The sequence below is a fragment of the Geodermatophilus sp. SMS 5-13 genome (assembly GCF_059428245.1).
In genome coordinates this window covers 1,315,262-1,331,912 of record NZ_CP165729.1, presented here as the reverse complement: position 1 = coordinate 1,331,912, position 16,651 = coordinate 1,315,262, and the positions used below count along the sequence as shown (strand labels likewise).

The following is a 16,651-nucleotide window of genomic DNA, read 5'->3' as shown; positions in this document are numbered from 1 at the left end:
TCTAGACCTGTCAGGTGCCGATGAGCGCCTGGTTGAGGACGGCGATCAACTCGGTCCGGGTGACGATCCCGGCAAGCCGCCCGGCGTCGTCCACGACCGGCAGGTGACGCAGCCCGAGGTCGGTCATCAGCGACACCAGCCGGGCGACCGGGGTGTCGACGGCGACCGTGGTGACGGGGCTGCTCATCACCTTCGACACCGGGTCGAGGTCGACGACGTCGAGGTTGAACAGGTCGTAGACGGTCACGATGCCGACCACGCGCCGTTCCTCGTCGACCACCGGCAGCGCCTTGACGTGGTGCTGGTTCATCAGCAGGCGGGCCCGGTACAGCGACTCCCCCGCGCGGACGGTCTGCACGTCGCGGGCCATGAGCGTGCCCACCTGCAACTGCCCGAGCCGGCGGTCGAGCGCGTGCGCCTCGGCCTCGCGCACCAGCGCGAGGACGTCGCCGGGCATGACGTCGAGGCCCCGGTCGAGGCGGGCCATCGCCTGGCGGATGTCGTCGGTCCGCACACCGACCCGCTCGCTCGGTGCGGGATCGGTGCCGGCGGTCCGCGGCGCGGGCTCCGGGACGTGCGGATACGGCCGGCCGGTCAGGTTGTTGACCAGCGCGCCCACGGCCAGGAGCACGACGGTGTTGACGCCGACCGGCAGCACCGCGAAGGCGTACCCCTGCTCGGCGACCGCCGCGCCGCCCACGGCCGCGAACAGCGCGCACGCGCCGCCCGGCGGGTGCACGCAGCGCAGCGCCATCATCAGCGCGATCGCGACGGCCACCGCCACCGCGGCCGCCGTCGTCACGTCGTCGAACAGCCGGCCGGCGGTGACCCCGACCAGCGTCGAGACGACGTTGCCGACCAGCAGCGACCACGGCTGGGCGAGCGGGCTCGCCGGCGCCGCGAACAGCAGCACCGCCGTCGCCCCCATCGGCGCCACGATGAACGGCAGCGCCTCGGGGCCGCCCGGGAGGGCACGCGCGGTCAGCGCCGCCAGCCCGATCCCGGCCAGCGCCCCGAGCGCGCCGCGCAGGAACTCCGCCCGGCGATAGCCGATCGGGCCCGGCCGCAGCGACGTCCGCCAGGCCCGAAGGTCCGCGTGCACCTGAGCACTCCCCTTCCGTCGACGGCGGGACGGTACGCGGACGGCAACGGTTGGTGAGTGAAAAGCGCCGTCTCTCTCGAGCCGGCCGCCACCCGCCTTCCCGGGCCGGAACGGTGCAGGTCTGGCCACGCAGCCGCCCCTGGAGCCGGGCCACGGCGCCGCTCCGGAGACGCCGGACCGGCTCGACCCACTGCACGCATGAGTCCGCGCGGGGAGCCGACCGATGACCGCCTGTCGGCAGATGTACCTACCGAACGCGAGAGCGACGGATCCTGGTCACGGCCGCGACGGTGGACGCGGCGCGCCGAACAAGGAGGAGGACGCGTGCCGTCGTTGCAACTCGACCTTCCGCTCCGGCTGGACGCGGACGCGAAGAAGCACCTGGCTCGCGAGCTGGGCGCGATCTACGCCGAGGTGATGCAGGTCCGGACCGACATCATCACCGTCTCCATCCACGACCTCGGCCCCGGTGGCGTGTGGCGCTGCGGGGACGACGAGCCGAGCCCCGCCGGACTGGTCATGTGCGACGTGCGCGCCGGGCGGTCGGCCGAGACCCGCGGCCTCCTCGCGCGCCGGATCGTCGAGGCCTGCGCCCGGGCCTGCGGACTCGACGAACACCACCTCAAGGTCGAGTTCACCCAGCACTCCGGCGACGAGATGTTCCACCCGCACCTCGGCGGCTTCAACCAGGATTGGCACCCCGGGGAGCCCGGCGGAACCGGCTGAGCCCGGCGGGCCGGCCGTGCTCAGCGCGGGCCGAGCGCCTCGGCGACGACCGGCACCAGCGCGGCGAACGCCTGGCCGCGGTGGCTGCGGGCGTCCTTCTCCTCCGGCGGCAGCTCGGCCGAGGTGAGTTCGAGGCCCTCGGGCACGAACACCGGGTCGTAGCCGAAGCCGTTGGTGCCGCGCTTCTCGCGGATCACCCGGCCCCGCCACTGCCGCTCGAGCACGTGCTCGGCGCCGTCGGGGGTCACCAGCGCCGCGGCACACACGAACGCGGCGCTGCGCCGCTCGTCGGGCACGTCGGCGAGCTGGCCGAGCAGCAGCGCGGTGTTCGCGTCGTCGTCCCCGTGCCGGCCCGACCACCGGGCCGACAGGATGCCCGGCATGCCGTTCAGCGCGTCCACGGCGATGCCGGAGTCGTCGGCGACCGCGGGCAGCCCGGTGTAGCGGACCGCCTCGCGGGCCTTGAGCAGGGCGTTGTCGGCGAACGTCGCGCCGGTCTCCGGCACCTCGGGGTACTCGGGGACGTCGGCCAGACCGACCACCGCCACCCCCGGGACGGCGGACTCCAGCAGCCGCTGCAGCTCGGCGAGCTTGCCCTTGTTCCGGGTGGCCAGCAGGAGCTTCACCGGGTCAGCGCTTCCTGCTGGGCCTTCGTCAGCTCGGCACAACCCGCGACGGCGAGGTCGAGCAGCTGATCGAGCGTGCGGCGGTCGAACACGGCCGCCTCGGCGGTGCCCTGCACCTCGACGAAGCCGCCGTCCCCGGTGCAGACCACGTTCATGTCCGAGCCCGCGCGCACGTCCTCCTCATAGGCGAGGTCGAGGCGCGGCTCGCCGTCGATGACGCCGACGCTGACCGCGGCCACCGAGGTCACGAGGGCGTTCTTCTTGGCCAGCTTCTTGCGGTCGCCGAGCCACGAGACGGCATCGGCCAGCGCCACGTAGGCGCCGGTGATCGCGGCGGTGCGGGTGCCGCCGTCGGCCTGCAGGACGTCGCAGTCGATGGCGATGCTGTTCTCACCGAGCGCCCCGAGGTCGATGGCCGCGCGCAGCGAGCGGCCGATCAGCCGGCTGATCTCGTGGGTGCGCCCGCCGATGCGGCCCTTCACCGACTCGCGGTCGCTGCGGGTGTGCGTGGCCCGCGGCAGCATCGCGTACTCGGCGGTCACCCAGCCCAGGCCCGAGCCCTTGCGCCAGCGGGGCACGCCCTCGGTGACGCTGGCCGCGCACAGCACGCGGGTGCGGCCGAACTCCACCAGCACCGAGCCCTCGGCGTGGTCGAGCCAGTTGCGGGTGATCGTTACCGGGCGGAGCTGGTCGGCCGCGCGGCCGTCGGGGCGGGTCACGGGTGGCCAGCCTAGTTCGGCCGGCCGGTCACCCCGTCCGCGCGGCCAGGAAGACGTAGCGGTCGAGGCTGAAGAACCAGTCCGGTCCCTGGGCGCGCAGGTCCGCGGCCCACGCCTGCGCGTCGGCCTCGGTCAGGCCGTCCCGGCCGGCCACGAAGGCGGTGATCACGCCGAGGATCCCGGCGCTGTAGGACCGCGGCTCGTAGCCGACGTTGAGCAGCGTCAGCACGTGCACACCCCGCACCTCGAAGCCGGCCTCGCGCAGGCAGCCGGAGAGCCGGCGCGGCAGGTGCGGGTCGGCGAGGTGCTGGTCCCACGTCGTCAGCACCCGCCGGGTCCGGGCGTCGTCCCCGGAGCGCCAGACGATCGAGTCCCAGTCGGTGTCGAGCAGCAGCACCCGCCCGCCGGGGCGTACGACCCGGTGCAGCTCGGCGAGGGCGGCGGGGACGTCGGTGACGTACTCCAGGACCTGGGTGGACACGGCGACGTCGAAGGCGGCGTCGGGGTACGGGATCGCGGTGGCCTCGCCCTCGCGCAGCTCCAGCGTCGCGCCACCGGCCACGCTCGCCCGCCGCTGCGCGAGGGCCAGCATGCTGGGGCTGACGTCGATGCCGCAGACGCGGCCGCCCGGGCCGACCGCGCGGGCGGCCTCCGCGGCCAGCAGGCCGGGCCCGACGCCCACGTCGAGGACCCGCTCCCCCGGCTGCAGCGCGAGCCGCTCCAGGAGGCCGCGGCGCTGCCCCACGACGTCCTCGGTCGTGTAGACCTCCTCGAGGCGGCGGGAACCCTCCTCGTCGTACACGAGCACCGCGCCACTCTGGCACGCAGACCCTGGGCCCGGCGGCCGCCGGAGCGTCGCCCGTGCGGACCCGGCAGGATCGCGCCATGCGATCGGAAGTGCGTGCCGTGCGCACCGGCGGCGTCCCCTGCGTGGTCGACCTGACCGATGAGTGCGCCGAGTTCGTCTCCGCGGAGGCCGACGGGCTGCTGCACGTCTTCGTCCCGCACGCGACCGCCGGGCTGGCCGTCATCGAGACCGGGTCGGGCAGCGACGACGACCTGCTCGCCCAGCTCGACGAGCTGCTGCCCCGCGACGACCGCTGGCGGCACCGGCACGGGGCGCCCGGCCACGGCCGCGACCACGTCGTCCCCGCGTTCGTGCCGCCGTACGCGAGCGTGCCGGTCCTCGAGGGGCGGCTGATGCTGGGCACCTGGCAGCGGATCTGCCTGGTCGACACCAACACGGACAACCACACCCGGCACGTCCGCTTCTCGTTCCTGGCGGGGTGAGCTCCCCCGTGTCCCGCCGTCGCCTGGACAGGGCAGGATGCCGGACATGACCGAGACCGACAGCGGCGTCCAGGAGGCACCGGCGCGCCTCTCCCCCGGCGACCCGGCGCCGGACTTCACGCTGCCCGACGCCGACGGCAACGCCGTCTCGCTGTCCTCGCACCGCGGCCGCCGCGTGATCGTCTACTGCTACCCGGCCGCGCTGACCCCGGGCTGCACCACCCAGGCCGTCGACTTCACCGCCGCGGCCGGTGAGCTCGCCGAGGCCGGGCTGGACATCATCGGCATCTCGCCGGACCCGCCGGAGAAGCTGATGCGCTTCCGCGAGAAGGAGAACCTGGGCATCACGCTGGTCTCCGACCACGACAAGGCGGTGCTGCGGGCCTACGGCGCCTATGGCCCGAAGAAGATGTACGGCAAGGAGGTCATCGGCGTGATCCGCTCGACGTTCGTCGTCGACGCCGAGGGCCGCATCGAGCGGGCCGCGTACAACGTCAAGGCCACCGGGCACGTCGCCAAGCTGCGCCGCGACCTCGGCCTGGCCTGACCTCTCCCCCGACGGCCCCGGGACCGGGGTGTCCCCCGGCCGGGGGTGTCCGGCACGATGCCCGGCATGACCTCTCAGATCGGCGTCACCGGCCTCGCCGTCATGGGTGCGAACCTGGCCCGCAACCTCGCCCGCCACGGCCACCAGGTCGTCCTGCACAACCGCACGCAGGCGCGGACGGACGCGCTGATGGCCGCGCACGGCGGCGAGGGCGACTTCGTGCCGACCACCACGACCGAGGAGTTCGTGGCCGCGCTGCAGCGGCCCCGCAGCATCCTGATCATGGTGCAGGCCGGCCCGGCGACCGACGCGGTGATCGACGAGCTGGTGCCGCTGCTCGACGAGGGCGACATCGTGATCGACGGCGGCAACGCACTGTTCACTGACACGATCCGGCGGACGAAGGCCCTGGCCGAGCGCGGGCTGCACTTCGTCGGCACGGGCGTCAGCGGCGGCGAGGAGGGCGCGCTCAACGGCCCGAGCATCATGCCCGGCGGCTCGGACGAGTCCTACGCGATCGTCGGGCCGATGCTGGAGAGCATCGCCGCGGTCGTCGACGGCACACCGTGCTGCACGCACGTGAGCACCGACGGCGCCGGCCACTTCGTGAAGATGGTGCACAACGGCATCGAGTACGCCGACATGCAGCTGATCGCCGAGGCCTACGACCTGCTCCGGCGCCGGCTCGGGCTCTCGCCGCGGGAGATCGGCGACGTCTTCGCGGGGTGGAACGAGGGCGACCTGGACTCCTACCTGATCGAGATCACCGCCGAGGTGCTCCGCCACGAGGACGCCGCGACCGGGCAGCCGTTCGTCGACGTCGTCCTCGACCAGGCCGAGCAGAAGGGCACCGGCCGGTGGACCGTGCAGTCGGCGCTCGACCTCGGGGTGCCGGTGAGCGGGATCGCCGAGGCGGTGTTCGCCCGGGCGCTGTCCGGCCACGCCGAGCAGCGGGGCCCGGCGCAGAAGGTGCTGCCCGGCCCGGCGGCCGAGCCGGAGCCGGTCGAGGACCGCGACGGCTACATCGAGGCGGTCCGCCAGGCGCTGTACGCCTCCAAGGTCGTCGCCTACGCGCAGGGCTTCGACCAGATCGCCGCCGGCGCGAAGGAGAACGGCTGGGACATCGACCGCGGCGCGCTGGCCACGATCTGGCGCGGCGGGTGCATCATCCGGGCCCGGTTCCTCGACCGGATCCGCCAGGCGTTCGCCGACGACCCGGACCTGCCCACCCTGCTGGTGCACGACTACTTCCGCGACGCGGTCGCCGCCGGCCAGGACGGCTGGCGGCAGGTGGTCGTAGACGCCGCCCGCTACGGCATCCCGGCCCCCGGCTTCGCCAGCGCGCTGGCCTACTACGACGGGCTGCGCGCGGAACGGCTGCCCGCCGCGCTCATCCAGGGGCAGCGCGACTTCTTCGGCGCGCACACCTACCGCCGGGTCGACCGGGAGGGCACCTTCCACACCTTCTGGGGCGCCGACCGCCGGGAGGAGCCGGCCTGACCTACCGCACCAGCATCCCGGCGTCGACCGGCAGGGCGACGCCGGTGATGTAGCGCGCCTCGTAGGAGGCGAGGAAGGCGACGGCGGCGCTGATGTCCTCGGGCTCGACGAGCATCACGTCGAGCAGGTTGGTGACGTCGTCGGCCGGCTTCGGCGGCTCGTGGTCGAAGCCGCCGCCGAAGAGCTCCTCGACGGCGGGGTTGAGCACCATCGGGGTGGCGACGCCGGTCGGGTGGACGGAGTTGACCCGGACGCCATGCGGCGCGAGCCAGGTCGCGAAGGTGCGCATCAGCCCGACGACGCCGTGCTTGCTCGCCACGTACCCGTCGTCGCCGCCGCGCCCGCTGCCGCCCCGGCCGGTCAACCCGAACACCGAACTGGTCAGCACGATCGCGCCGCCGCGCCCCTGCTCGATCAGCAACGGCGCGGCCGCCTGCACGGTGTTCCAGACACCGACGAGGTTGACCTCGAGCTGGTCGCGGAAGGCCTGCCGGGGGTCGGCGGCGCGGTCCATCAGCCCGATCCCGGCGTTGGCCAGGACGACGTCGAGCCCGCCGAGCTCGGCGACGCCGTCCCGCACGACCTTCCCCAGCGCCTCGGCGTCGCGGACGTCGACCTGCGCGGTGACCACCCGCCGGTCCTGCGCCTCCACCAGCCGGGCGGTCTCGGCGAGGTCGGCGGGGGTGGCCAGCTCGTAGGCGACGGTGGGAATGCCGGCGCACAGGTCGACGGCGAGGACGTCCGCGCCCTCGCTCGCCAGCCGGACGGCGTGGCTGCGGCCCTGCCCGCGGGCGGCACCGGTGATGAACGCGATCTTCCCGTCGAAGCGACCCATGTCAGCACCGACAACTCGGGGGGCCCGGACTCATCGCCATCAGTCGTGCCCGTGCTCGGCCCGGACGGCCGCGCGGGCCTCGGCGTAGCGCACGACCTCGAAGCAGATGAGCGCGACCAGGACGGCGGCCAGGACGCCCAGCTGGGCCAGCGCCGGCAGCGTGCGCACCGCCAGCGGTGCCAGCAGCAGGACGACGACGGTCACCGCGCGCGGCCGGTTGATCGACCCGATGTTGCGCTCGCGGAAGGCCAGGTGCGCCAGCAGGTAGACGGCCACGCCGGCGTAGAGCGCCCACAGCGGGGTACCCGTCAGCGGGTCGGCCAGCGTGTGGTGGCCGGTGTCGGAGACGTACTCGGCGACCTTCTTCAGGCCCAGGGCCAGGTAGATGATCCCGGCGACCATCGGGAAGTGCAGGTAGGTGTAGGAATCGCGGGCCAGCCGGACCCGCTCGGCGCCCTGCTTGCCGCGCAGCACCCGCTCGGCGACCGGCGCCACGACATCGAAGTACAGCCACCACAGCGCGACGCTGACGGTCAGCCCGAGCAGCCCGGCGACGACCGTGGGCACGGTGACCGGCAGGTCGCTCGCGCCGACGCCGACCGCGATGAGCGACTCCCCCAGCGCGATGAGCACGATCAGGCCGTAGCGCTCGGCGAAGTGCCCGGGCGCGGGCAGCCGCCAGCCGCCGCCGAGCAGGTAGACGCCCGAGTAGTCCACGAGCAGCGCCAGCGCCCACAGCGCGGTCTGCGCCGCGCCGCCCAGCACCGCCCCGACCACCAGCAGGACGGCGGCGGCCGCCACCGGCACCGCGGTGCGCAGCACCGTCCGCCGCAGGGCGGCGTCCCCCTCCGCGGCGATCACGTAGACCGCGAGGTGCCCGAGCCGGACCACCGCCAGGCAAGCCGCCAGCAGCACCGGGGCGCTGATGCCCCCGCCCTCGTCGCCCCACGCCTCCGGGATGGCCAGCGCGACCAGGAACAGCGCGGCCATCGCGAGGATCACGGCCGCGCGCACCACGCCCTCGTCGGCCCGCGCCTGGTTGCCCAGCCAGGCGTAGCTGCACCAGGCCCACCACAGCAGCGCGAGCAGCACGAGCCCGCGCAGCGCGCCGCGCCAGCCGAGGTCGTCGGCCATGAACGCGGTCACCTGGGTGATCGCGAAGACGAAGACCAGGTCGAAGAAGAGCTCCAGCGTCGTGACGCCCGAGCTCTCGCTCGTCGGCCGGATCCAGATGTGGCCCCGGCGCCCGGAACCGGCGGACCCGTGCGGCGCCGCCTCGGCCGTCACGGTCGGGCGGCGGCCCGCAGCCGGAGCCGAGCCGAGCTGTTGCTCTTCAGGGGCACTGCCCGGCCCGCGGCCGCCAGCCCCGCCTCGGGCAGGTCGCTGTAGATGGCCTCGTACTCGCCGGCCCGCACGAGGAAGGTCTCGTGCCAGATGCCGGTGCGCCCGTTCGGATCCCGCCGGAACCAGCTCAGCCAGGCCTCCCGGTGCAGCAGCTCGTCGTCCCGGGCGAAGGCCTCGAGGTGCTCGAAGCTGCGCCAGTACTGGACGATCGTGGCGAAGCCCATGCGGTAGCCGAGCAGCCCCTTCTCGGGGTGCGCGGTCAGGTAGTTCAGCATCGCCTGCATCCCGCGCCGCCGGCCGCCGAGGTCCAGGAAGCTCTGCACCGCCAGCCACGGCCTGTTCAGCCGCGCGCCGATGAGGAACACGACGAAGTCTCCGTCGATCTCGGCGGCGTACCGACCGCGGTGGATGCGGGCCATGGAGCTCTCCTCTCGTCCGCGCGCCCCGGGCGGACGCCGGTCATCGTGCGAGGAGTGCGCCGCCGGCCTCCAGAGGCGCTCATCCCCGGACGACCGGCCCGGCCGCCCCGCGGCGCGCCGGAGGCACACGGTCAGTCCGCTGTCGCGCTCGGACACGACCCCCGCCCCGGTCAGGCCCGCCACGTGCCCGGTCGCGGCTGGCAGTCCGGCCCGCACGGGTAGCCGTCGTCCCACGGGAACGAACCGTCGCGGTGCGGCCAGGCGAGCTGGTAGGCGGGCACCGAGAACTCCTCGGGGCGGTGGTAGAAGCGGTTGGCGCCGAAGAGGATGCCGCCGGGGTTCGGCAGCACCTCCACGACCAGGCTGCCCTCCCAGTCCGGCCAGGTCAGCCGCTCGCCAGCCACCAGGTCGCGGCCGCCGACGACCAACCGCGCCGTCCGGTCGAGGTGGTGGTGCGTCGGCTCCTGGCTCAGCCCCACGATCACGAGCTCCGGGTGGCCGAGGCCGAACAGGCCGGTCGTGTAGCCGAAGGCCGGCTCGTCCGGGCCCTCGCCCCGGACGTAGGTCACGGTGAAGCGGTGCTCCCGGATCAGCCGGGCGGTGTGCGCGTCCTCCTGGTCGAGCCAGGCGGTGAGCTGCGGATCGGTCGTCATGCGCGGAAGGGTGCGCGCGGGCACCGACAACCGGACCGGAGCCGATCCGGTTCTGTGGACGACGCCCGCCCCTGTGGACGGCCCCCGGCTCGCCGCCGTCCTGGCTCACGGCAGGACGTCCTGGCTCACGGTGCACGGTGAGCCAGGAAACGCTCGGATCAGCTCAGCTGATCATGTTGCGCCGCCCGCTTCCGGCGCTTGCCCTCGTGCATGGCCGCCACGCGGGCGACCGGGATGGTGTGCCCCTCCGCGACCAGGCCGGCCGGCAGCTCCTGCGGCTCCGGGAGGGTCGCCGCCCACGGGTCGGCGTCCCCGAGCCGGCCGGCCGCCGTCGTCACGGTGACGTCCCCCGGGCGGACGTCGGCGAGCGCGTCCCAGGCGACCGGCGTCGACACCGGCAGGCCTTGGCGGATCCGCGGGCTGTAGGCGGCCACGATCGTCGACGAGCCCGAGCGGGTGGAGTCGAGGAAGACGCGGCCGTGCCGGTCCTCCTTGATGTACGCCGTCGTCGCGAGCTCCGGGTCGTGCGCGGCGGCCCGCGCGGCCAGCGCCCGGGTGGCCGCGGCGACGTCCTCGGGGCCGGCCCCACGCACCGGCACCACGATGTGCACGCCCTTGGAGCCGCTGGTCTTGACCGCGCCGGCGAGCCCGCTGTCGTCCAGCGCCTGCCGGACCAGCCCGGCGGCCCGCACCACCACACCGAAGTCGGCGCCCTCCGGCGGATCGAGGTCGATCACCAGGCCGGTGGGCTCGGTCTCCGCGCCCGCCCGGAAGAACGGCACGTGGTACTCCACCGCCCGCTGGTTGGCCAGCCACAGCAGCGTCCGCCGGTCGTCGCAGAGCACCTGGTGCACCTCGCGGTTCGCCCCGAACGACCACACCGCGACGGTGCGCACCCAGTCCGGCGCGCCCTTGGACACGTTGCGCTGCATGAACGGCGCCTGCCCCGGGCGCACCCGCTTCACCGACAGCGGCCGCCCCGCCAGCTGCGGCAGCAGGCGGTCGGCGAAGGCGTCCACGTAGTCGACCAGGTCCCCCTTGGTCACCTCGAGGCCGTCGCCGAGCGGCGCGTCGAGGCTGCTCAGCGCGACGCCGTCCCGCTCCTCGTCGCTCACCGCACCTCCTCAGACGTCGTACGAGGCACCCGGCGCCACCAGCTCGGCCGCCGCGAAGACCGACCGAGCGTGCGACAGCTGCGCCTCCGCGTCCACCCAGGCCGGCACGTGCGTGACCAGCAGCCGGCCGACGCCCGCGGCCGCGGCGTGCTCGCCGGCCTGCCGGCCGGTCAGGTGCAGACCGGAGGGCTGGACGCGATCGCCGTCGGGATGCGCCGCTTCGGCGAGGAAGATGTCCGCACCGCGCGCCAGGTCGATCACCTCGGGGCTCGGCCCGGTGTCCCCGGTGTAGACCAGCGAGCGCCCGCCGGCGGTGAGCCGGATCGCGTAGCACTCCACCGGATGGGCGGTGCGGGCCAGCGCCACCTGGAACGGGCCGATCTCGAGCGTGCCGGGGCCCACCGGCACGAAGTCGAACACGTCGCTCAGACCGTCGCCGTCGAGGTCGTAGGCCAGAGCCAGCCGGCGCTCGGCGCCCACCGGCGCGTAGAGCGGCACCAGCCGCCGGCCCGACCGGCCCGAGTACCGGTGCCAGACGACGAACGGGGCGACGTCGAGGCAGTGGTCGGCGTGCAGGTGGGAGAGGAAGACGGAGTCGACGGCCGCCGGGTCGACCACCGCCTGCAGCGTGCCGAACGCGCCGTTGCCCAGGTCCAGCACCAGCCGGAAGCCGTCGTGGTCGACCAGGTAGCAGGACGCCGGCGACTGGGGGCCGGGTGCGCTGCCGGAACAGCCGACGACGGTGAGCCTCACGCGGCGCCCACCGAGGAGGCGTGCAGGACCGCGCCGACCTCCGGGCCGAGGAAGCGGCGGCCCAGCCGGGCGAACGGTTCCGGGTCGCCCGTGGCCAGGAAGACGTGCTCGGGCGGCGGGGCGTCCTCGTCGCGGAGCAGGTCGGCGCGGGTGAGCACCCGGTAGACGTCCTTGGCGGTCTCCTCGGCGCTGGAGACCAGCGTGACGTCCTCGCCCATGACCAGCGAGATCACGCCGGTGAGCATCGGGTAGTGCGTGCAGCCGAGGACGACGGTGTCGACGCCGGCCACGAGCAGCGGGTCGAGGTAGGACTGCGCCAGGCCGAGCAGCTGGCGGCCGCTGGTGACCCCGCGCTCGACGAAGTCGACGAAGCTCGGGCAGGCCGCGCTGGTGACCTGGATCTGCGGGGCGGCGGCGAAGGCGTCCTCGTAGGCGCCGCTGGTGACCGTGGCCTGGGTGCCGATCACGCCGACCCGGCCGTTGCGGGTGGCCGCGGTCGCCCGGCGGACGGCGGGCAGCACGACCTCCACCACGGGGACGTCGTAGCGCTCACGGGCGTCGCGCAGCGAGGCGGCGCTGGCGGAGTTGCACGCGACGACGAGCATCTTCACGCCGCCGGCCACCAGGTCGTCCATCACCGCGAGCGAGTGCCGCCGCACCTCGGCGATCGGCAGCGGGCCGTACGGGCCGTGCGCGGTGTCGCCGATGTAGCGGACCGCCTCGTGCGGGAGCTGGTCGAGGACCGCCCGGGCGACGGTGAGCCCACCGACCCCCGAGTCGAAGATGCCGATGGGGGCGGTGCTGTCGGGGCGGGGGCCGGCTGCCTGCGTCGTCCTCATGTCGCAGGTGAGGCTAGCCGTCGGCGTCGCCGGGTGCGGCACGGTCGGCAGCCCTGGCAGACCCGGACGCGTGAAGGGCCCCCTCCCGTCCTGGGAGAGGGCCCTCGTGGTGCAACGGCGGCGGGTCAGCCCGACAGCCTGCTACGCAGCAGGGCCTTGCCCTGCTCGGCGCCCTTGCGGCTGTCGGCCTGGGCCTTGCGGAACAGATCCACGACCTCGTTGTCCCCGTCGCGCTCGGCGTCCTGGATGTAGGTCTCCAGCCGCAGTGCGTTGCTCAGGCACTGCTCGGTGAACCAGACAAGGTTGTAGTCCTTGTCCTTGGTGCCGGTGACGCCGCCGGCCTCGCCCGTGGATGTCATCTGCGTTGCCTCCTCGTCTCAGGCGACTGCGGAGAGATGCGCCGATGCCGCGGCACCCGCGCACCGACTAGTGCAGCGCACCCGACGGGTGGGCGCCACTCACGCCCAGAGCTGGCCTTCGAGCTGCGCGGTCGCCTCCTCGAGCGTGCCCGCGTAGGCGCCGGTGGACAGGTACTTCCAGCCGCCGTCGGCCACCACGAAGCAGATGTCGGCCCGCCGGCCCGCCGCGACCTCCTTGTCGGCGATGCCGAGCGCCGCGTGCAGGATCGCGCCGGTGGAGATGCCGGCGAAGATGCCCTCCCGCTCCACCAGCTGCCGGGTGCGGTGGATGGCGTCCTCCGGACCCACCGAGAAGCGGGAGTCCAGCAGGTCGGGGTCGTAGAGCTCGGGGATGAACCCCTCGTCGATGTTGCGCAGCCCGTAGACCAGCTCGCCGTAGCGCGGCTCGGCGGCGATGACCTGCACCTCGGGCTTGTGCTCGCGGAAGTAGCGCGAGCAGCCCATGAGCGTGCCGGTGGTGCCGAGCCCGGCGACGAAGTGCGTGATCGACGGCAGGTCGGCCAGGATCTCCGGCGCCGTCCCGTCGTAGTGCGCCTGGGCGTTGGCCGGGTTGCCGTACTGGTAGAGCATCACCCAGTCGTCGTGCTCGGCGGCCAGCCCCTTGGCGACGGCGACGGCCTGGTTGGAGCCGCCGGCCGCCGGCGAGGAGATGATCTGCGCGCCGTACATCTCCAGCAGCTGCCGGCGCTCGATCGAGGTGTTCTCCGGCATGACGCAGATCAGCTTGTAGCCGCGCTGCCGGGCCACCATCGCCAGCGAGATCCCCGTGTTGCCGCTGGTCGGCTCCAGGATCGTGTCGCCCGGCTTGAGCTTCCCCTCCTTCTCGGCGCTCTCGATCATCGAGATCGCCGCGCGGTCCTTGATCGAACCGGTGGGGTTGTGGTCCTCGAGCTTGGCCCACAGCCGGACGTCCGGGGTCGGCGACAGGTTGGGCAGCCCCACGAGGGGCGTGCCACCGAGGGAGTCGACGAGTGAGGCGAAGCGGGCCATGAAGGGGGTCTTTCCGGGAGGGGGACGGGGGCGAGGGGCGAACCCCTCAGCAGCCGCCCGCGACCGCCGGGAGGATCGTCACCGAGTCGCCGTCCTTGACCTCGGTGTCCAGCGCGCCGGTGAAGCGGACGTCCTCGTCGTTGACGTAGACGTTGACGAACCGGTGCAGCTTGCCCTCCTCGGTCACGAGGCGGTTCTTCAGACCCGGGTGCTTGCTGTCGAGGTCGTCGACGAGCGCGGCGAGGGTGCTGCCGCTGCCCTCCACGGTCTTCGCGCCGCCGGTGTGGGTGCGCAGGATGGTCGGAATCCGGACCTCGATGGCCATGGGTTGCGGTTCTCCTCGGAAGGGTGGGGGCTCGCTGCGCAGAGTGCGCCGGCGATCCTGGCGGGTTGATCGGGGGAACGCCTCGCCGTCCCGGCTGATTCCGGACGGCGAGGCGGATCACTCGTCAGTCGTAGACGACGGTGGTCGGCGAGTGGCCGAACAGGTAGGACTCGACGACCTCGACGTCCTCCTCGCGGACCTCACCGTCGACGATGCGGAAGCTGCGGAACTCGATCTCATCGTCCACGAGCCCGGTCTGCTGCCCGTGGGCACGAGTGGAGACGAGCACGTAGTGCGCGTTCGGCTCGGAGGCGTAACTGATGTCCGTGCGGGAGGGGTAGGCCTCGGTGGCGGTGTGCGAGTGGTAGATGACCACCGGCTCCTCGTCCCGGTCGTCCATCTCCCGGTACAGCTTCAGCAGGTCGGCCGAGTCGAACTCGTAGAAGGTCGGCGACCGTGCCGCGTTGAGCATCGGGATGAACCGCTCCGGGCGGTCGCTGCCCTCGGGGCCGGCGACGACGCCACAGGCCTCGTCCGGGTGGTCCTCCCGGGCGTGGGCCACGATGGCGTCGTAGGTCGCGCGGTCGATGCGCAGCACGCCGCCAGTCTAGGTGGGCGTTCCGACGGCCCGGCCGGACGGCCCGGCCGGGCCGCGGGACGGCGCTATCCGACGGTGACCTGGATCTGCTGCATGACCGGCGCCCCGTTGACCACGACGGGCGGGTCCGCGCCCTCGACCTCGCCGAACTCGTAGGTGCCGATCGTCCCGTCGTCGAGGTGCAGCATCGGCCAGTAGGCCCCCGAGGCGATCGGTTCGTCGGCGGTGATCTCGACGTTCGTCGACGTGCCCTCGGGGATCTGGGCGAAGTAGTGCACCGGGCCGGGCTTGCCGTTGTCGTCCTCGTGCAGCGCGATCCACCCGCCGTCCGGCGCGCCCTCCAGGGTGACCGAGGCGACGACGACGGTGGTGCCGTCGCTGTTCTGGTCCTCGGCCGTCAGGGTTCCGGTCGCCGCGGCCCCCGAGGCGCTCGCCGACGCCGACGACGAGGCGGACGACGAACCGGTGTCCGCGGCGCTGGAGGTGGCCGCGGACGTGCTCTCGTCGTCGCCGCCCCCGCAGGCGGCGAGCGCGCCGGCCGCCGTGACGAGGATCGTGACGCCCAGCAGGAAGGATCGGGTTCGGGGCACGGCCATGGTGGCTCCTCCGGCGAGAGACTGCAGGCAGGGCGGCCGCCCGCGCACACAGGCGGTCACCAGGGGGTACGCGCGGGACCGGGGGTTCGGTTCAGCCGGGGACGGCCGGATACGGTGCGGTCTCGTGTTGATCGAGTCGCTCCTGATCGCCGGCGTGGTGGTGCTGCCCCTGCCCGCGATGGCGCTCGGGGTGCGCGGCGTGAGCCGGCGGCGCGGGCTGCGTGCCGAGGACCGCGCCTCGTTCGTGACGCTGGTCGCGCTGCGGGTGCTCGTCCTGCTGCTGGTGCTCGCCCTCTCGGGCATCACGCTGCTCTCGGCGATCGGCGCAATGGTCCGCGACCTGGAGCTGCCGAGCCTGGTCTACACGTTCTTCGGCCTCGACCTGCTGTTCGGCCTGCTCATCCTGCTCACCTTCGGCCGGCGCGACCGGCGGCGAGTGCGTCGACCAGCGAACCCTGCAGCGCGGTGAGCCAGTAGTAGACCGCCAGCTGCTGGCCCTCGTCGCCGGTGAGGTCCTCGGGCGGCTCGGTGTCCTCGGTGATCTCCAGCCGGGTGCCCAGCGCCAGGCGCAGGTCGTTGGTGCTGCGCAGCCAGGCGCCGGCCTGGTCGGGGTCGAGCCGGACGTCGCCGCCGTCCGGCGGCAGGGTCGCGCGGACGGTGGCCAGGTCGTCGGCCTTGCCGCTGCGCAGCGCCGACTCGGTCAGCTCCCGGTAGTCGGCGGCCAGCCGCGGGTCGCCGCGGTGCCCGTCGGGCAGCAGCCGGGCCAGCACCGGATCGTCGCCGACGTCCTCGGCATCGGCGGCCAGCAGCTGCTCGAGCTGGTCGAGCAGCAGCCCGAGGATGCCCGCCTCCGCGGGATCGAACCGGGCGACGACGTCCTCGCCCTTGCGCTTGAACGGTTTCATGAGTCCCGCTGGTAGCTGGCCCACAGCCCGTAGGCGTGCAGCCGGCTGGTGTCGTGCTCCATCCGCTCCTTCGGGCCCGAGCTGACGATCGCCCTGCCCTCGTGGTGCACCTGCAGCATCAGCTTCGTCGCCGTCGCCTCGTCGTAGCCGAACAGCTCCTGGAGGACGTAGGTCACGTAGGTCATGAGGTTGACCGGGTCGTTCCACACGACGGTGACCCACGGGCGGTCGAGTTCGGTCTCCTCGTCGACCGTGACGTCCGGGGTGCGAGCAGGCGCGAGCGGTCCGGCCACGACCCCACTCTAGGACGCCCGCCGTCCCCCGGACGCCGACGCGGCGTACCCCGCCTA

General features: G+C 73.6%; 23 protein-coding genes. 5 read left to right on the top strand and 18 right to left on the bottom strand.

Annotated elements, in window-relative coordinates:
* Positions 1-10 precede the first annotated feature (10 nt).
* Positions 11-1,102, bottom strand: a complete 1,092-nt coding sequence (locus AB3388_RS06610) for an HPP family protein (RefSeq protein ID WP_495409966.1) — start codon at positions 1,100-1,102, stop codon at positions 11-13.
* A gap of 324 nt (positions 1,103-1,426) precedes the next feature.
* Here AB3388_RS06610 and AB3388_RS06605 point away from each other — a divergent pair, with 324 nt between their 5' ends.
* On the top strand, positions 1,427-1,828 hold the full coding sequence (locus AB3388_RS06605) for a tautomerase (protein ID WP_495409965.1): 402 nt from the start codon (positions 1,427-1,429) through the stop codon (positions 1,826-1,828).
* Between the two features lie 20 nt (positions 1,829-1,848).
* Here the strand turns inward: AB3388_RS06605 and rdgB are convergent, their stop codons facing one another.
* Genes rdgB through AB3388_RS06590 form a run of 3 tightly spaced genes read right to left on the bottom strand, consistent with a single transcriptional unit; the run spans position 1,849 to position 3,981 of the window.
* On the bottom strand, positions 1,849-2,454 hold the full coding sequence (gene rdgB / locus AB3388_RS06600) for an RdgB/HAM1 family non-canonical purine NTP pyrophosphatase (RefSeq protein ID WP_495409964.1): 606 nt from the start codon (positions 2,452-2,454) through the stop codon (positions 1,849-1,851).
* Positions 2,451-3,173: a ribonuclease PH gene (gene rph / locus AB3388_RS06595; RefSeq protein ID WP_495409963.1), complete on the bottom strand. Its 723-nt coding sequence runs from the start codon at positions 3,171-3,173 to the stop codon at positions 2,451-2,453. Before rph ends, rdgB begins: the two co-directional genes overlap by 4 nt.
* Positions 3,174-3,201: 28 nt before the next feature.
* On the bottom strand, positions 3,202-3,981 hold the full coding sequence (locus AB3388_RS06590) for a methyltransferase domain-containing protein (RefSeq protein ID WP_495409962.1): 780 nt from the start codon (positions 3,979-3,981) through the stop codon (positions 3,202-3,204).
* A 77-nt stretch (positions 3,982-4,058) separates the two neighbouring features.
* Between AB3388_RS06590 and AB3388_RS06585 the strand changes: the two genes are divergently transcribed.
* The 3 genes from AB3388_RS06585 to gnd all read left to right on the top strand — a co-directional run bounded on the left by AB3388_RS06585 (position 4,059) and on the right by gnd (position 6,510).
* Positions 4,059-4,463 carry a YjbQ family protein gene (locus tag AB3388_RS06585; RefSeq protein ID WP_495409961.1) on the top strand — a complete coding sequence of 135 codons (405 nt, stop codon included), beginning with the start codon at positions 4,059-4,061 and terminating at the stop codon, positions 4,461-4,463.
* A gap of 46 nt (positions 4,464-4,509) precedes the next feature.
* Positions 4,510-5,010, top strand: coding sequence for a thioredoxin-dependent thiol peroxidase (bcp, locus tag AB3388_RS06580; RefSeq protein ID WP_495409960.1), 501 nt, complete (start codon positions 4,510-4,512; stop codon positions 5,008-5,010).
* Between the two features lie 66 nt (positions 5,011-5,076).
* On the top strand, positions 5,077-6,510 hold the full coding sequence (gnd, locus tag AB3388_RS06575; RefSeq protein ID WP_495409959.1) for an NADP-dependent phosphogluconate dehydrogenase: 1,434 nt from the start codon (positions 5,077-5,079) through the stop codon (positions 6,508-6,510).
* Position 6,511: 1 nt separating this feature from the next.
* On the opposite strand, the gene AB3388_RS06570 is transcribed toward gnd, so the two are convergent.
* From AB3388_RS06570 to AB3388_RS06515, 12 genes are all read right to left on the bottom strand, one after another.
* The gene (locus tag AB3388_RS06570; RefSeq protein ID WP_495409958.1) at positions 6,512-7,345 is read right to left on the bottom strand and encodes a mycofactocin-coupled SDR family oxidoreductase; all 834 of its coding nucleotides are present in this window, start codon (positions 7,343-7,345) and stop codon (positions 6,512-6,514) included.
* A 39-nt stretch (positions 7,346-7,384) separates the two neighbouring features.
* On the bottom strand, positions 7,385-8,632 hold the full coding sequence (locus tag AB3388_RS06565) for a low temperature requirement protein A (protein WP_495409957.1): 1,248 nt from the start codon (positions 8,630-8,632) through the stop codon (positions 7,385-7,387).
* A complete protein-coding gene (locus AB3388_RS06560; protein ID WP_495409956.1) occupies positions 8,629-9,108 on the bottom strand; it encodes a DUF4188 domain-containing protein in 480 nt (159 codons plus the stop codon). Before AB3388_RS06560 ends, AB3388_RS06565 begins: the two co-directional genes overlap by 4 nt.
* Positions 9,109-9,278: 170 nt before the next feature.
* Complete coding sequence (locus AB3388_RS06555) at positions 9,279-9,761, bottom strand: DUF4262 domain-containing protein (RefSeq protein WP_495409955.1); 483 nt, start codon at positions 9,759-9,761, stop codon at positions 9,279-9,281.
* Between the two features lie 158 nt (positions 9,762-9,919).
* Positions 9,920-10,876, bottom strand: a complete 957-nt coding sequence (locus AB3388_RS06550; protein ID WP_495409954.1) for a DNA polymerase domain-containing protein — start codon at positions 10,874-10,876, stop codon at positions 9,920-9,922.
* A gap of 9 nt (positions 10,877-10,885) precedes the next feature.
* On the bottom strand, positions 10,886-11,629 hold the full coding sequence (locus tag AB3388_RS06545) for an MBL fold metallo-hydrolase (RefSeq protein WP_495409953.1): 744 nt from the start codon (positions 11,627-11,629) through the stop codon (positions 10,886-10,888).
* Positions 11,626-12,468 carry a glutamate racemase gene (gene murI / locus AB3388_RS06540; RefSeq protein WP_495409952.1) on the bottom strand — a complete coding sequence of 281 codons (843 nt, stop codon included), beginning with the start codon at positions 12,466-12,468 and terminating at the stop codon, positions 11,626-11,628. Before murI ends, AB3388_RS06545 begins: the two co-directional genes overlap by 4 nt.
* Before the next feature lie 125 nt (positions 12,469-12,593).
* Entirely contained in the window at positions 12,594-12,827 is a 234-nt protein-coding gene (locus AB3388_RS06535; protein ID WP_495409951.1) for a hypothetical protein, read from the bottom strand.
* A gap of 99 nt (positions 12,828-12,926) precedes the next feature.
* Positions 12,927-13,877, bottom strand: a complete 951-nt coding sequence (locus AB3388_RS06530) for a PLP-dependent cysteine synthase family protein (protein WP_495409950.1) — start codon at positions 13,875-13,877, stop codon at positions 12,927-12,929.
* A 46-nt stretch (positions 13,878-13,923) separates the two neighbouring features.
* Complete coding sequence (locus AB3388_RS06525) at positions 13,924-14,202, bottom strand: MoaD/ThiS family protein (protein ID WP_448624840.1); 279 nt, start codon at positions 14,200-14,202, stop codon at positions 13,924-13,926.
* A gap of 124 nt (positions 14,203-14,326) precedes the next feature.
* Positions 14,327-14,800, bottom strand: coding sequence for a M67 family metallopeptidase (locus tag AB3388_RS06520; RefSeq protein ID WP_495409949.1), 474 nt, complete (start codon positions 14,798-14,800; stop codon positions 14,327-14,329).
* 65 nt (positions 14,801-14,865) lie between these two features.
* Positions 14,866-15,396, bottom strand: coding sequence for a DUF7282 domain-containing protein (locus AB3388_RS06515; RefSeq protein WP_495409948.1), 531 nt, complete (start codon positions 15,394-15,396; stop codon positions 14,866-14,868).
* Between the two features lie 124 nt (positions 15,397-15,520).
* Between AB3388_RS06515 and AB3388_RS06510 the strand changes: the two genes are divergently transcribed.
* Positions 15,521-15,865: a hypothetical protein gene (locus tag AB3388_RS06510; protein ID WP_495409947.1), complete on the top strand. Its 345-nt coding sequence runs from the start codon at positions 15,521-15,523 to the stop codon at positions 15,863-15,865.
* Here AB3388_RS06510 and AB3388_RS06505 read toward each other — a convergent pair.
* Together AB3388_RS06505 and clpS are read right to left on the bottom strand one after the other, a co-directional pair.
* A complete protein-coding gene (locus AB3388_RS06505) occupies positions 15,804-16,301 on the bottom strand; it encodes a DUF2017 family protein (protein WP_495409946.1) in 498 nt (165 codons plus the stop codon). The genes AB3388_RS06510 and AB3388_RS06505 overlap by 62 nt on opposite strands.
* Positions 16,298-16,594 (bottom strand): ATP-dependent Clp protease adapter ClpS, encoded by a 297-nt coding sequence (clpS, locus tag AB3388_RS06500; RefSeq protein WP_495409945.1) that lies wholly within the window; start codon positions 16,592-16,594, stop codon positions 16,298-16,300. The genes AB3388_RS06505 and clpS overlap by 4 nt, the downstream gene beginning before the upstream one ends.
* Between the last annotated feature and the right edge of the window lie 57 nt (positions 16,595-16,651).

What these genes read in the sequence shown, in the direction of transcription:
- AB3388_RS06515 (WP_495409948.1), bottom strand. Translation starts at nt 15,396, where the DNA reads ATGGCCGTGCCCCGAACCCGATCCTTCCTGCTGGGCGTCACGATCCTC.
- AB3388_RS06555 (WP_495409955.1), bottom strand. Translation starts at nt 9,761, where the DNA reads ATGACGACCGATCCGCAGCTCACCGCCTGGCTCGACCAGGAGGACGCG.
- murI (WP_495409952.1), bottom strand. Translation starts at nt 12,468, where the DNA reads ATGAGGACGACGCAGGCAGCCGGCCCCCGCCCCGACAGCACCGCCCCC.
- gnd (WP_495409959.1), top strand. Translation starts at nt 5,077, where the DNA reads ATGACCTCTCAGATCGGCGTCACCGGCCTCGCCGTCATGGGTGCGAAC.
- AB3388_RS06505 (WP_495409946.1), bottom strand. Translation starts at nt 16,301, where the DNA reads ATGAAACCGTTCAAGCGCAAGGGCGAGGACGTCGTCGCCCGGTTCGAT.
- AB3388_RS06535 (WP_495409951.1), bottom strand. Translation starts at nt 12,827, where the DNA reads ATGACATCCACGGGCGAGGCCGGCGGCGTCACCGGCACCAAGGACAAG.
- AB3388_RS06570 (WP_495409958.1), bottom strand. Translation starts at nt 7,345, where the DNA reads ATGGGTCGCTTCGACGGGAAGATCGCGTTCATCACCGGTGCCGCCCGC.
- AB3388_RS06585 (WP_495409961.1), top strand. Translation starts at nt 4,059, where the DNA reads ATGCGATCGGAAGTGCGTGCCGTGCGCACCGGCGGCGTCCCCTGCGTG.
- AB3388_RS06560 (WP_495409956.1), bottom strand. Translation starts at nt 9,108, where the DNA reads ATGGCCCGCATCCACCGCGGTCGGTACGCCGCCGAGATCGACGGAGAC.
- bcp (WP_495409960.1), top strand. Translation starts at nt 4,510, where the DNA reads ATGACCGAGACCGACAGCGGCGTCCAGGAGGCACCGGCGCGCCTCTCC.
- AB3388_RS06525 (WP_448624840.1), bottom strand. Translation starts at nt 14,202, where the DNA reads ATGGCCATCGAGGTCCGGATTCCGACCATCCTGCGCACCCACACCGGC.
- AB3388_RS06530 (WP_495409950.1), bottom strand. Translation starts at nt 13,877, where the DNA reads ATGGCCCGCTTCGCCTCACTCGTCGACTCCCTCGGTGGCACGCCCCTC.